12 protein-coding genes are annotated in these 13,045 nt (G+C 71.3%); all 12 read right to left on the reverse strand.

Annotated elements, in window-relative coordinates; translation table 11 throughout:
* Positions 1-350 precede the first annotated feature (350 nt).
* Positions 351-3,179 carry a DEAD/DEAH box helicase gene (locus OG392_RS07740; RefSeq protein WP_329276950.1) on the reverse strand — a complete coding sequence of 943 codons (2,829 nt, stop codon included), beginning with the start codon at positions 3,177-3,179 and terminating at the stop codon, positions 351-353.
* A 44-nt stretch (positions 3,180-3,223) separates the two neighbouring features.
* Entirely contained in the window at positions 3,224-4,237 is a 1,014-nt protein-coding gene (locus tag OG392_RS07745) for a diacylglycerol kinase (RefSeq protein ID WP_329276952.1), read from the reverse strand.
* A gap of 39 nt (positions 4,238-4,276) precedes the next feature.
* On the reverse strand, positions 4,277-5,179 hold the full coding sequence (gene tatC / locus OG392_RS07750; protein WP_329287120.1) for a twin-arginine translocase subunit TatC: 903 nt from the start codon (positions 5,177-5,179) through the stop codon (positions 4,277-4,279).
* Between the two features lie 104 nt (positions 5,180-5,283).
* The gene (tatA, locus tag OG392_RS07755) at positions 5,284-5,577 is read right to left on the reverse strand and encodes a Sec-independent protein translocase subunit TatA (RefSeq protein ID WP_329276954.1); all 294 of its coding nucleotides are present in this window, start codon (positions 5,575-5,577) and stop codon (positions 5,284-5,286) included.
* 186 nt (positions 5,578-5,763) lie between these two features.
* Positions 5,764-5,961, reverse strand: coding sequence for a hypothetical protein (locus tag OG392_RS07760; RefSeq protein WP_329276956.1), 198 nt, complete (start codon positions 5,959-5,961; stop codon positions 5,764-5,766).
* A 160-nt stretch (positions 5,962-6,121) separates the two neighbouring features.
* Positions 6,122-6,385: a hypothetical protein gene (locus OG392_RS07765; RefSeq protein ID WP_329276958.1), complete on the reverse strand. Its 264-nt coding sequence runs from the start codon at positions 6,383-6,385 to the stop codon at positions 6,122-6,124.
* Between the two features lie 143 nt (positions 6,386-6,528).
* On the reverse strand, positions 6,529-7,482 hold the full coding sequence (locus tag OG392_RS07770; RefSeq protein WP_329276960.1) for a helix-turn-helix transcriptional regulator: 954 nt from the start codon (positions 7,480-7,482) through the stop codon (positions 6,529-6,531).
* A 16-nt stretch (positions 7,483-7,498) separates the two neighbouring features.
* Positions 7,499-8,455, reverse strand: a complete 957-nt coding sequence (locus OG392_RS07775) for a helix-turn-helix transcriptional regulator (protein ID WP_319318331.1) — start codon at positions 8,453-8,455, stop codon at positions 7,499-7,501.
* A gap of 340 nt (positions 8,456-8,795) precedes the next feature.
* The gene (locus OG392_RS07780; protein ID WP_189835672.1) at positions 8,796-9,176 is read right to left on the reverse strand and encodes an FKBP-type peptidyl-prolyl cis-trans isomerase; all 381 of its coding nucleotides are present in this window, start codon (positions 9,174-9,176) and stop codon (positions 8,796-8,798) included.
* A gap of 41 nt (positions 9,177-9,217) precedes the next feature.
* Positions 9,218-10,159, reverse strand: coding sequence for an FKBP-type peptidyl-prolyl cis-trans isomerase (locus OG392_RS07785; RefSeq protein WP_329276964.1), 942 nt, complete (start codon positions 10,157-10,159; stop codon positions 9,218-9,220).
* Between the two features lie 117 nt (positions 10,160-10,276).
* Positions 10,277-11,638: a Pup--protein ligase gene (gene pafA, locus OG392_RS07790; protein ID WP_329276966.1), complete on the reverse strand. Its 1,362-nt coding sequence runs from the start codon at positions 11,636-11,638 to the stop codon at positions 10,277-10,279.
* 69 nt (positions 11,639-11,707) lie between these two features.
* Complete coding sequence (locus OG392_RS07795; protein ID WP_329276968.1) at positions 11,708-13,009, reverse strand: MFS transporter; 1,302 nt, start codon at positions 13,007-13,009, stop codon at positions 11,708-11,710.
* Positions 13,010-13,045: the final 36 nt, after the last annotated feature.

Below are 13,045 nucleotides of genomic sequence, written 5' to 3' on the forward strand. Positions count from 1 at the left end.
TGTGACGGTTGGCCCTCGTCGTGATTCCCTGCGTGGGTCTCCCCCTCGCCCTGCGCCCCCGCGTGCGAATGACCGGCTTGCGTGGTCATATAGGTCCCCTCCCCAACTGGCCTTTCCTGCTTGTGAGTCCATGCAATCGGAAGGGTCTCGTGCGCGCCACCCCTGTGGACGACGGCCTGTGGACAACGGTGGTGCCGACGGGCCGGTGCGACCATCGGACGGTGTGAAAACGGCGAGTGCCCGTGGCGTGTTCGCCACGGGCACTCGGTCGTGCGCGGGAGGGGCGCGGAACCGCCGGCCCAGCGCGGGACGCCGGCCCGACACGGGACCGCCGGCCCAGCGCGGGACCGTCAGCCCACCGAGCTGTAGGCGACGACTCCCCGCAGGAGGGAATCCACGGCCTTGCGCGCGTTCTTGGCGACGGTGCTGTTCTCCCTGGGCGCCGCCGCGGCGATCTGTCCGAGGACGTCGATGACCTGCTTGCACCAGCGGACGAAGTCGCCGGCGGGCATCTCGGCCTCGCGGAGCACTTCGTCGAGGCTCTTGTCGGAGGCCCACTGGTAGGCGGCCCAGGCGAATCCGAGGTCGGGTTCGCGCTGGCCGACCCCTTCCGCCTGGTTGATCTTGAATTCCTCTTCGAGGGCGTCGAGCCGGCCCCAGGTCTTGACCATCTCGCCGAGGGCCGCCTTGGCCTTGCCCGCGGGCAGCTTGGGCGCGACGGCGTCGTCGGACTGGCGCGCCTCGAACACCAACGCCGAAACGCAGGCGGCGAGTTCGGCCGGGGTCAGGCCTTCCCAGACGCCGTCACGGAGGCATTCGCTGGCCAGCAGGTCGAGTTCGCCGTAGAGCCGGGCGAGTCGCTTGCCGTTCTCGGTGACCTCGTTGCCGCGGAGGTAGTCGAGTTCGGTGAGGAGCGCGACGATCCGGTCGAAGGTGCGCGCGATGGTGTTGGTGCGGCCTTCGATGCGCCGCTCCAGCTGCTGGGTGTCGCGCTGGAGACGGTGGTAGCGCTCGCCCCAGCGGGCGTGGTCCTCGCGCTCGTCGCACCCGTGGCAGGGGTGGGCGCGGATCTCGGTGCGCAGCCGGGCGATCTCGCGGTCGTCGGCGGCGGCGGAACGCTGCTTGTGGTGACGCTCGGGGTTGATGTGTCCTGCCTTGCTCCGCAGGGCGGAGGCGAGGTCGCGGCGGGACTGCGGGGAGCGCGGGTTGAAGGACTTGGGGATCCTCATCCGCTCCAGGGCCTCGACCGGGACGGGGAAGTCGATGGAGGCGAGCCTCTTGACCTGACGCTCGGCGGTGAGGACGAGGGGGCGGGGCCCGTCGTGGTGCTCGAAGCCGCGGTGGCCGTTGGTGCGGCCCGCCGGGATGCCCGGGTCGAGGACGAGGGCGAGTCCGGCGAACTTGCCGGTGGGGACGTGGATGATGTCGCCGGGCTTGAGCTTCTCCAGGGAGCCGGCGGCCTGGGCGCGGCGCTGGGCGGCGCCCTGGCGGGCCAGTTCCGTCTCCCGGTCCTTGAGGTCGCGGCGGAGCCGCGCGTACTCCTCGAAGTCACCGAGGTGGCAGGTCATGCCCTCGCGGTAGCCTTCGAGGCCCTCTTCGTTCTTCTGTACCTGCCGGGAGATGCCGACGACGGAGCGGTCGGCCTGGAACTGGGCGAAGGACGTTTCGAGGAGCTCGCGGGAGCGGTGCCGGCCGAAGCCTTCGACGAGGTTGACCGCCATGTTGTACGAGGGCTTGAAGCTGGAGCGCAGGGGGTACGTGCGCGTGCCGGCGAGTCCGGCGAGGTGGTCGGGGTCGAGTCCGCGCTGCCAGAGGACGACGGCGTGGCCCTCGACGTCGATGCCGCGGCGGCCGGCCCGTCCGGTGAGCTGGGTGTACTCGCCGGGGGTGATGTCGGCGTGCTGCTCGCCGTTCCACTTGACGAGCTTCTCCAGGATGACGGTGCGCGCGGGCATGTTGATGCCCAGGGCGAGCGTCTCGGTGGCGAAGACGGCCTTGACGAGGCCCTTCACGAAGAGGTCCTCGACGACCTCCTTGAAGGTCGGGAGCATGCCGGCGTGGTGGGCGGCGATGCCGCGCTCCAGCGCTTCGAGCCATTCGTAGTAGCCGAGGACGTGGAGGTCCTCGGTGGGGATGGCCGCGGTGCGCTCCTCGACGATCTCGCGGACGCGGCGGCGTCCTTCGTCGTCGTTGAGCCGGAGTCCGGCGTAGAGGCACTGCTGGACGGCGGCCTCGCAGCCGGCGCGGCTGAAGATGAAGGTGATGGCGGGCAGGAGCCCTTCGGCGTCGAGGCGCTCGATGACCTCGGGGCGGCCGGGGGTCCAGATGCGGGAGCGCTGGCGGCGCTCGCGCTCTCGGTCGGCCTCGCGGACCATCTTGCCGCGCCGGCGGTCGCGCGGGTTGTACGTGCGCGTGTTCTCGGTGCGGGCGAGGCGCTGGAGGTCGGGGTTGACCTCGCGGCGGGAGGCGCCGCGGCCGCCGTGGTCGGTCTCCTCCTCGAAGAGGTCGTACATCCGGCGTCCGGCGAGGACGTGCTGCCAGAGGGGGACGGGTCGGCTCTCCGAGACGATGACCTCGGTGTCGCCGCGGACGGTGTCGAGCCAGTCGCCGAACTCCTCGGCGTTGGACACGGTCGCGGAGAGTGAGACGAGGGTGACCGATTCGGGGAGGTGGATGATCACTTCCTCCCAGACGGCGCCGCGGAAGCGGTCGGAGAGGTAGTGGACCTCGTCCATGACCACGTAGCCGAGGCCGGAGAGGGCCTGGGATCCCGCGTACAGCATGTTGCGGAGGACTTCGGTGGTCATGACCACGATCGGCGCATCACCGTTGACGCTGTTGTCACCGGTGAGCAGGCCGACCTTGTCGTTGCCGTAGCGCCTGACGAGGTCGGCGTACTTCTGGTTCGACAGCGCCTTGATCGGTGTCGTGTAGAAGCACTTGCGGCCCTGCTCGAGGGCGAGGTGGACGGCGAACTCGCCGACGATGGTCTTGCCGGAGCCCGTGGGCGCGGCGACGAGCACGCCCTTGCCCGCTTCGAGGGCCCGGCATGCCTCGATCTGGAAGGGGTCCAGACCGAACTCGTACATCTCGCGGAAGGGGGCCAGCGCGGTGGCCGCTTCGGCGTTGCGGGCTTTGGCGGCCGCGTACGCCTGGGCTGGTGTGAGGTCCTCTGTCATCTTGTTCTCGAGCCTACCCGCCCCCTGTGACAGTGACGCGATCTTTATCGAGGGGATGTGGAGGGCCCCGCTCCGGGGTCCTCGGCGGGCGCCGGGGCGAGGACGCGCAGGGCGCCGGGGACACAGGTGACGGTGAGGGGGAGCCTGCCGAGGGGCTCGCCGTCGGCGTACCCGGTGGTGTCGGGGGCTTCGAGGGTGAGGGAGCGGACCCGGTACGTGGTGACCTTCGGGTGGCTGAGATGGGTGCCCTTGTAGACGCGGGGGAAGACCTTGAGCAGCGTTCTGCGGTCGCAGTCGCCGACGACGGTGACGTCGAGGAGTCCGTCGTCGAGGCGGGCGTCGGCGCAGATCCGCATGCCGCCGCCGTACGAGCCGCCGTTGCCGACGGCGACGAGGGTGGCGTCGGTCTCGACGACCTGTCCGTCGTCGAGGACGAGGCGGTACGGGACGGGCCGGAGGCCCGCGAGTTCGGCGAGGATCGCGAGGTCGTACGTGAAGCGGCCGGCGGGGATGCGCATGCGGTTGCCGCGGTCGTTGACGCGGGAGTCGAAGCCGGAGGCGAGGACGGTGCCGTACCAGCGGCCGTTCACCGGTCCGCCGGGGAGACCGGCGGCCGTGTCCTCGGCCGGAGCGCCGGACGGGCCCGCGCCGCCGGTGCCGGTCCCGACTCGTCCCAGGTCGATGCTCCGGCCGCCCGTCGTCCCGAGGATCCGAGCGGCGACGCGCGCCGCGGCGGCCGGGTCGCGGAGGGGCAGGCCGAGTGCGCGGGCGAAGTCGTTCCCGGTGCCCGCGGGGATGACGCCGAGCGGGGTGAGGGTCCCGGCGACCGCCCGGAGGGCGAGGGAGATCATGCCGTCGCCGCCGACGGCGACCAGGGCGCCGGTGCCCGACGCGACCGCTTCACGGGCGCGTCGCAGGGCGTCGTCGGCGTCGTGCCCGAGGGCGGTACGTACGGAGAATCCGGCGTCCCGCAGGGCGCGGGCGGCGGTCCCGGCGGCATGGGCGCCGCGGCCGCGGCCCGCGGTGGGGTTGACGAAGAGGGTGATCTCGCTGGTCATGGGGTCCCCCCGGACGGAGTCTGGGGGGACCCTACAAGATCAGGTGATGTCGTCGTAACCGTTCGCGCGCTGTACGCCGGCACCGCCGTGTTCGCCGGTGGCCTGCTCGGGCAGGGCGCGGGGGGCGCCGACCGGCTCGACGGATCCGACGGCCTGCGGGGTGAGGTCCAGCTGCGAGGCCTCGTCGTCGTCGAGCTCGGCGTCGGGGTTGCCGCGCTCGCGTCGCCGGTCGTTGAGGAGGGAGAACCCGACGGCCCCGAAGTACAGGACGGTGACGGGTCCGGCGAGGGCGATCATGCCGACGGGGTCGGTGGTCGGGGTGATGACGGCGCCGAAGACGAAGACGCCCATGATCACACCGCGCCACCAGCCGGCCATCCTGCGTCCGGTGAGGATGCCGGTGAGGTTGAGCATCACCAGGACCAGCGGCAGCTCGAAGGCGAGGCCGAACACGAGCACCATGCGCAGGGTGAAGTCGAGGACGTCACCGAGCGAGAGGAGGTTCTGGGCCCCCTCGGGCGTGAGGCTGATGAGGACCTTCACGCTGACGGGGAGGATCTGGTACGCGAGGTAGGCGCCGGCCGCGAAGAGCGGTACGGCCGCGCCGACGAAGGCGTACGTGTACCGCTTCTCGGTCTTGTGCAGTCCGGGCGCGATGAAGGCCCACAGCTGGTAGAGCCACACGGGGCTCGCGACGACGAGGCCGACGGTCAGGGACACCTGGATCGTCGTGCTGAACGGAGCCGTCAACGTGTTGAAGGTGACCACGGCGCAGTTGCCGCCACTGCTGGTGACGCCGTCGGGGCACTTGGGCACCGACTTCGCCAGGAACTGCAACAGCTCCTCGCTGTACACGAGGGCGACGATCGTCACCGCGACGATGGCGAGGAGGCCCTTCGCCATGCGGTTGCGGAGTTCACGCAGGTGCTCCACGAGGGGCATCCGGCCCTCGGGATCCTTCTCCTGCTTGCGGGCAGACTTGGGCAACCCACGTCCTCATCTCGTGCGGCAGCCGCCGCACGGTGCGGCGGCCGCGGCGGACCGGGTCAGCGCTTGGTGGTGTCCGAGGGCTCGGTCACGGGACGCGCGCTGGTCACGTCACCGGGAGCGGCCTGGATGGTGCGCGGGGCGGGCTCCGGGGCGGCGGTGCCGGCGGCGGCCTGCGGCGGGTCGGCGGGGGCGCTCTGCTGGTCGTCCGACTTCATCGCCTTGGCCTCGCTCTTGAGGATGCGGGCCGACTTGCCGAGCGAGCGCGCCATGTCCGGGAGCTTCTTGGCGCCGAACAGCAGGATGATGACGACGAGGATGAGAATGATCTCGGTGGGGCCGAGCCTACCCATAGCTGTTTACCTTCTTCACCGAGGCGACATGGAGTGCGGTGCCCGGCGGGTCGGACAGGTGTCCGGCCACCGCGCTGTCTGCGATCGTAACCCGCAGGAGTAAACGCAGGGCAATGCCCTTGCATACTCCCGATTGCGTCCCGCGCGCCCGGTTCAGGGCCGCTTCACGCAGCGTACGGCACGGACTCAGCGCAGGGACTCGCCGGTTCGGGCCAGGCCGGCGGCGGCCGTTTCGAGGTCTCCGGCGGCCTGGCTGATCCGTTCTGTGGTGTGGGCCACTTGACGGCCGAGGCGCTGGACCTCGAGGAAGACCCTGATGGCGAGGACGCCGAGGACGGCGATGCCGAGGAAGCCGAGGGCGATGGCGAGCATGGGCCAGAACATGTGCCGAGCCTAGACGTTGGGCGCGGCGGACCCGGCGACCGGGCCACGGCCGGGCACTGAGTCCCGGGGCTCGGGGACCGGGACCCGGAGCCGAGCCTCGGGACCCGGGGACACGGGCGCGGAGCCTCGGGGCCCGGATCGGGCGTGTCCCGCCCCGCGCTCAGACCGTCGTGTGGAGTCTCAGGGTCCGGACGCCGCCGCCGGTGAGGAGTTCGACGATGCGCTCGCCGGCGGGCTTGCGGACGGAGCTGCCGCACTCGGGGCAGGTGAAGGAGTAGAAGGTGGTGCGGCGGCTGGCCCCGATGGCGAGGCGCAGCGCGCTCGCCGAGAGTTCGAAGCGGGAGCGGCAGTCGGGGCAGGCGGCCTTGAAGAGGACCGGGGCCACCGCCGCCGTAAAACCGTGCATCACGGACATTTCCCTCATCTCTTGACTCCCGCACCCCACGCGCCACGCGTCGCGCGGCACATCGGTCCGCACCCGCCTCGGCGCGCCGTGTCCGTCAGCGGACCGGACACCACGTCGATGACGTCACCACGTCAGTAACAGCGTCCCCCGGGCGGGGAACGTCACTCGCCGTCGTACGCGGCGAGCGCGGCGGCCGCCGCGGTTCTGGCGTTGTCGGCGAGCTCCTGCGGCGCGACGATCCGGCCGTCGCTGCCCAGCCGCAGCGCGAGCCGGCGCAGCGAGGCCGGGTCGGGCGTCCGCAGGGTGATCCGCAGCCCGCCGTCGGGCAGTTCCTCGGCGCGGTCATGCGGGTAGTACTCGGCGACCCAGCGCCCGCCGGGACCGACCTCCACGACGACCTCGGGATCGTCGGCGGAGGGCTGGACCAGTCCCGCGGAGAGGTCGCGCAGTTCCAGCTCGGGCGGTGCGGCGTGCTCGTCGAGGATGCGGATCTCGGCCACGCGGTCGAGCCGGAAGGTGCGGCGCGCCTCGGAGAGCCGGCACCACGCCTCCATGTAGGTGTGGCCGACGGCGAAGAGCCGGATCGGGTCGACCTCGCGCTCGGTGAGTTCGTCGCGGGCGGGCGAGTAGTAGCGCACCCAGAGGCGGCGGCGCTCCGAGATCGCGCGGTCGACCTCGGCGAAGACGCCGCCCTCGGACTCGAAGGTCACCGAGAGCCGGGAGCTGGCCCCGGCGGCCTCGCCGGCGGCCGCCTCCAGCTTGGCGGTGGCGCGGAGCAGCGCCTCGCGGTCGCTCTCCCGGAGGCCGGGAAGGGTGGCGACGGCGCGGGCGGCGACCAGGAGGGCGGTCGCCTCGTCGGCGGCGAGCCGCAGCGGCGCGGCGACGTCGTCCGGGTTGTGCCACCAGATCCGGTCGCCGTCGGTGTCGATGTCGAGGAGGTCGCCGCCGCGGAAGCTGGTGCCGCACATGGGCAGCACGTCCAGGTCGGAGATCAGCTCGTCCTCGGTGATCCCGAAGGCCCGGGCGACATCGGCGACGTGGGCGCCGGGGCGCTCACGGAGGTAGGTGACGAGCGAGAGCATCCGCCTCGTCTGGTCGATCGCGTTGGCAGCCATGCGGTACGTCTTCCCCTCAGCCCTTGGCGACGGCGCGCAGCCGGTCCACCACGTCGGCCCGCAGATCGGCCGGTTCCAGTACGACGACATCGGGGCCGAACTCGACGAGCCAGGCATCGAGGCCGTGCCCGTACGGGATCTCCAGCTCGTCCCAGCCGTCGGCGCCCTCGGTCACGGACTGGGCGCGGGCGCGCAGCGGGTAGCCGCAGCCGGTGCGCAGCCGGATCCGGGCGGAGCGGGTGGCGGTCTCGCCGGCCCAGCTCTCCACGGTCTCGCGGACGGTGACGACGTCCGGCACGGGCGCGGTGAAGGCGCCGGCCCGCGAGCGGACCTTGCCGGTGATGCGCGAGAGGCGGAAGACGCGTTCGGCGCCGCGGTCGCGGTCCCAGCCGGCCAGGTACCAGTGGCCGCGCCAGCATTCGAGGGTCCAGGGTTCGACCTGGCGGGCCTCGGGGCGGGCCGCGTTGGCCTTGCGGTAGTCGAAGGAGACGGGGCGGCGGTCGCGGCAGGCCAGCATGAGCGGTTCGAAGGCGGTCTCGTGGACGGGGATCCGCGGTTCGAGGGCGCTGGGCTGGGTGTCGTACGAGTCCTCCGCCTCGGGCATGCCGGCGGCGCGGAGCTTCTGCAGGGCGCCGCTGGCGGCCCCGGCGAGGCGGGCCTGCTGCCAGACCTTGGCGGCGAGGCCGAGTGCGGCCGCCTCCTCGGCGTCCAGGGTGATGGGCGGCAGCCGGTTGGAGTCGCGGCGGGCGAGGTAGCCGGTCTCGCCCTCCAGGTTCTCGACGGTCTCGATGACGAGGCCGAGTTCGCGGAGGTCGTCCTTGTCGCGCTCGAACATGCGGTTGAAGGCGTCGTCGCCGCTCGCTTCGAGGTAGGCCTCGATGGAGCCGCGGAGCTCCCGCTTGCTCAGCGGTCGGCGTGTCCCGAGCAGGCACAGCGCGAGATTCATCAGCCGCTCGGACTTGGCAATCGCCATCGACGCCCCGCACCCCTTCGCCGGTTCCACTTCTCGGACGTCCGACCGTACCGCCCCGGGGTGTCGGGACCAAAGCGGGGACCGCATGGGGGACGAACGCGGGAACCCGCGTGGGGACGGAAAGGGAGACCGGAGCGGGAACGCACGTCGGGACGGGGACCGGGGCGGTGACCGGGACCGGGCGGCGGCTGGGGCCGGATGGTGGCCGGGACAGGACGGTGGCCGGGACCGGGGCCAGGGCAGGAATCGGGGCCAGGGCTGCGGCCGGGCGTACGCCGAGGGCCCCCGCCGGTGATGGCGGGGGCCCTCTGAGCGACCGGAACCGGTCGGGGTGCGCGGGTCAGCGCTTGGTGACGCCCACGAGGTCGCAGACGAAGATCAGCGTCTCGCCCGGGGCGATCTTGCCGCCGGCGCCGCGGTCGCCGTAGGCGAGGTGCGCGGGGATGACCAGCTGGCGGCGGCCGCCGACCTTCATGCCCTGGACGCCCTGGTCCCAGCCCTGGATGACCTGGCCGGCACCGAGGTTGAAGTCGAGCGGGGCGCCGCGGTTCCAGGAGGCGTCGAACTCCTCGCCGGAGTCGAAGGACACACCGACGTAGTGGACCTTCACGAAGTCACCGGCCTCGGCGAGGTCGCCGTCGCCCTCCCAGATGTCCTTGATCTCCAGGTCCTTCGGCGGCTCGCCACCCGGGAAGTCGATCTCGGGCTTCTCGATGCTCACTGAACTGCTCCTCATACTGATGAACTGCGATCGGGACAGTCTTACACCTTCGTCAGGATGTCCACGGCGAACACCAGCGTGGAGTTCTTCGGAATGCCCTGCTGCTCCTTGTCGCCGAACGCCTCGGCCGGCGGGGCGACGATGAGGACGCGGCTGCCGACCGTCTTGCCGACCAGGCCGTCCTTGAGGCCCTTCAGCGTGAGCTGCGACAGCGGGAAGTTCGCGGGCTTGCCCGAGGTGTACGTCGAGTCGAAGACCTTGCCGTCCTTCCACAGGGCGGCGACGTAGTTCACGACGACCGTGTCGGTAGCCGTCACCTTCTCGCCCTTGGCCTCGAGCACGTAGTTCGAGACGAGCTTGGTCGGCGGGTCGACCTTGGGGACGGTCAGCGAGGGGGCCTTGCCGTCGGTGTTCGTGCCGACCTTCGGGAGGTCCTTGTTGTCCTGGGCGACCGGGGTGCCGGTGGCGGACTTGGGGATCGTGACGGACTTCAGGATGTCCACGACGAAGACGAGGGTGGCGTTCGGCTTGATGCTCGGCGGCGAACCCTTCTCGCCGTAGCCGAGCTCCGGCGGGATGCCGATCTCGAGGCGGCTGCCGACCTTCTGTCCTTCGAGGGCCTGCTCCCAGCCCTTGATGACCTGGCCCTCGCCGAGCGTCACGCTGAAGGGCTCGCCGCGGTCGAAGCTGTTGTCGAAGGGGGTGGTGGAGTCCCAGGCCTGACCCAGGTAGTTCACCGAGAGCGCGTCGCCCTTCTTCGTCACCGCGCCCTTGCCCTCGCTGATGACGTTGACCTTGAGTTCCTTGGGCGGGTCGCCCTCGCCCTTGGCGAGGGTCGGCTTCTCGCCGAACTTGGCCCCCGCGGTGATGGCGGGCAGCCCGTTCGTCATCGAAGCGGAATCGGAGCCCTTGTCGTCGCTGCCGCACGCCGCTGTGGAGAGCAGCAGCAGCGGGACGACGAGAAGGCCGGCAAGTCGGCGCACGTGTTCCTCAGATCTCAGACGGCACAGTAGTTGTCCCGACACTCTAGGGGACCCTCCTGTCACGTCGAGGGCCCCGCACGCCAAACGTGCGGGGCCCACATCGCCGAGAGGACCGGCCTACATTCCGGCGATCAGCTTTTCGACGCGGTCGTCCACGGAGCGGAACGGGTCCTTGCACAACACGGTGCGCTGTGCCTGGTCGTTCAGCTTGAGGTGGACCCAGTCGACGGTGAAGTCCCGTCGCTGCTCCTGGGCGCGGCGGATGAAGTCGCCGCGGAGCCGGGCCCGAGTGGTCTGCGGGGGCACCGACTTGCCCTCGAAGATCTTCATGTCGTTGCAGATCCGGGCGGCCTGGCCGTTCTTCTGCAGCAGGTAGTAGAGGCCACGACGGCGGTGGATGTCGTGGTAGGCGAGGTCTATCTGCGCGACCCTCGGGTTCGACATGGTCATGTTGTGCTTGGCCCGGTAGCGCTCGATGAGCCGGTGCTTCATGACCCAGTCGATCTCGGTCTCGATCCGGTCGAGCTGCTCGCTCTCGATCGCGTCGAGAGTGCGGCCCCACAGTTCCAGGACCTGGGCGACGGTGCCGGACCGGATGCCGCGGCGGTCGACGAAGTCGACGGCCTTCTCGTAGTACTCGCGCTGGACCTCCAGGGCGGAGGCCTCGCGGCCGCTGGCGAGCCGGACCTTGCGCTGTCCGGTGGTGTCGTGGCTGACCTCGCGGATGGCCCGGATCGGGTTCTCCAGGGTGAGGTCCCGCATCACCGTGCCGGCCTCGATCATGCGGAGCACCAGGTCGGTGGCGCCGACCTTGAGGAGCATGGTGGTCTCGGACATGTTCGAGTCGCCGACGATGACGTGGAGCCGGCGGTAGCGCTCGGCGTCCGCGTGCGGCTCGTCACGGGTGTTGATGATGGGACGTGAGCGGGTGGTGGCGGAGCTGACGCCCTCCCAGATGTGCTCGGCCCGCTGGGAGACGCAGAACACCGCTCCGCGCGGGGTCTGGAGGACCTTTCCCGCGCCGCAGATGAGCTGTCGGGTGACCAGGAACGGAATGAGGATGTCCGCGAGCCGGGAGAACTCTCCGTGGCGGGCGACGAGATAGTTCTCGTGGCAGCCGTAGGAGTTTCCGGCCGAGTCGGTGTTGTTCTTGAAGAGGTAGACGTCGCCGGCGATTCCCTCCTCGTGCAGGCGGCGTTCGGCGTCGACGAGCAGGCCCTCGAGAATGCGCTCACCGGCCTTGTCGTGGGTGACCAGTTCGGTCAGGTCGTCGCATTCCGGTGTGGCGTATTCCGGATGCGATCCCACGTCCAGGTACAGGCGGGCGCCGTTCCGCAGGAAGACATTGCTGCTGCGGCCCCATGACACGACACGGCGGAAGAGGTAGCGCGCCACTTCGTCAGGAGACAGTCGGCGCTGTCCCCTGAACGTGCACGTGACGCCGTACTCGTTCTCCAGCCCGAAAATGCGGCGGTCCATGTCTGAACATTACGCCTGACGGCCTGTGCTGAAACCGGGTTGGACGTTCCCGTTTCGATCATTTTCCGATCAGTGCGTGTTCTTTTCCGTGTGTACGGAGGTGGGGGCGCCCGCACCGACGGCGTGTCGCGGCTCCGCGCCGGGGGTTTCGGGGGCCGCGGGCGGCTGTTCGGTGGCCACCGGGACGTGGAGGGCACGGCCGGTGGCGAGCAGGACGAGGAGGGCGATCAGGCCGCCCGCCCCGGCGACGGCGAATCCGGCGACGGTCCCGGAGAGTTCGATGGCGGGGCCCGCCGCGGCGGAGCCCAGGGCCGAGCCGACGCCGAAGGTGGTGACGAGCCAGGAGAAGGCCTCGGTGACCGTGCCGCGCGGCGCGTGGCGGTCCACGACGATGAAGGCGCAGGCGAGGACGGGCGCCAGGAAGACGCCCGCCAGGGCCGCCAGGGCGGTCATGGCGACGGGGCCGGGGGTGAGCACCAGCGGCAGGTAGCAGACGGCGAGGAGCAGCACGAGGACGCGGAGCCGCCGTTCGGGGGCTCCGGACCACGGGCGGGCTCCGTAGGTGACGCCGCCGATGAGCGCGCCGAGGCCGAGCGCGGCCATGAGCCAGCCGTAGACGGACGGGGTGCCGCGGTCGTCGGCGTAGGCGACGGCGGCGACGGTGATGGAGCCGAGGGCGAGGCCGACGAAGAAGAACGACCCGAGGAGGGCGAGGAGGCCCCGGGAGCGCAGGGCGCCCAGCCAGTGGGCCTCGCGGGGCGCGGAGCGCCAGGTGCGGGAGGGCTCGGAGAGGACGACGGCGAGGGCGCCGAGGACGCCGAGGAGGTTGATGACCAGGAGGGCGGCGGCGGGCGACCACAGGGAGACCAGGAGGGTCAGCAGCAGGGGGCCGACGGTGAACATGACCTCCTGGGCGACCGCGTCCATGGCGTACGCGCGGTGGACCCGGTCCTCGCGGCCGAGGACGCTCGGCCACAGGGCCCGCAGTCCGCCCTCGAGGGGCGGGGTGAAGAGTCCGGCGAGGACGACGGCCGCGTAGGCGAGGCCGAGGTGGCCGATGCCGGTGAGGGCGAGGAGGGCCATGCCGAGGGCGGAGAGGACGGCGGCGGGCAGCTGGACCCGGGGCTGGCCCTTGAGGTCGACGGCCCGGCCGAGGAGGGGCTGGCCGACGGCGGTGGCGACGCCGTAGGCGGCGATGAGGCCGCCGGCCAGGGTGTAGCTGCCGCCCTGGTCGCGGACGAAGAGGGTGAGGGCGATGGGGCCGACGCCGTTGGGGAGGCGCCCCACGAGGGTGCCGGCGAGCAGCCGGGCCGCGTGCGGCGCCAGGAGTATGTCGAGATAGCCGCCTCGTGCCGGGGCCTCGGTGGCCATGTGGTCTCCCCTCGCCTCGGACCGCGCCGAGGTTTT

Origin of the sequence: Streptomyces sp. NBC_00691, assembly GCF_036226665.1 — a bacterium.
Classification (GTDB): domain Bacteria; phylum Actinomycetota; class Actinomycetes; order Streptomycetales; family Streptomycetaceae; genus Streptomyces.

Coding starts and splice junctions, on each gene's coding strand:
- OG392_RS07740 (WP_329276950.1), bottom strand. CDS start 3,179: ATGACAGAGGACCTCACACCAGCCCAGGCGTACGCGGCCGCCAAAGCC.
- OG392_RS07745 (WP_329276952.1), bottom strand. CDS start 4,237: ATGACCAGCGAGATCACCCTCTTCGTCAACCCCACCGCGGGCCGCGGC.
- tatC (WP_329287120.1), bottom strand. CDS start 5,179: ATGCCCCTCGTGGAGCACCTGCGTGAACTCCGCAACCGCATGGCGAAG.
- tatA (WP_329276954.1), bottom strand. CDS start 5,577: ATGGGTAGGCTCGGCCCCACCGAGATCATTCTCATCCTCGTCGTCATC.
- OG392_RS07760 (WP_329276956.1), bottom strand. CDS start 5,961: ATGTTCTGGCCCATGCTCGCCATCGCCCTCGGCTTCCTCGGCATCGCC.
- OG392_RS07765 (WP_329276958.1), bottom strand. CDS start 6,385: ATGAGGGAAATGTCCGTGATGCACGGTTTTACGGCGGCGGTGGCCCCG.
- OG392_RS07770 (WP_329276960.1), bottom strand. CDS start 7,482: ATGGCTGCCAACGCGATCGACCAGACGAGGCGGATGCTCTCGCTCGTC.
- OG392_RS07775 (WP_319318331.1), bottom strand. CDS start 8,455: ATGGCGATTGCCAAGTCCGAGCGGCTGATGAATCTCGCGCTGTGCCTG.
- pafA (WP_329276966.1), bottom strand. CDS start 11,638: ATGGACCGCCGCATTTTCGGGCTGGAGAACGAGTACGGCGTCACGTGC.
- OG392_RS07795 (WP_329276968.1), bottom strand. CDS start 13,009: ATGGCCACCGAGGCCCCGGCACGAGGCGGCTATCTCGACATACTCCTG.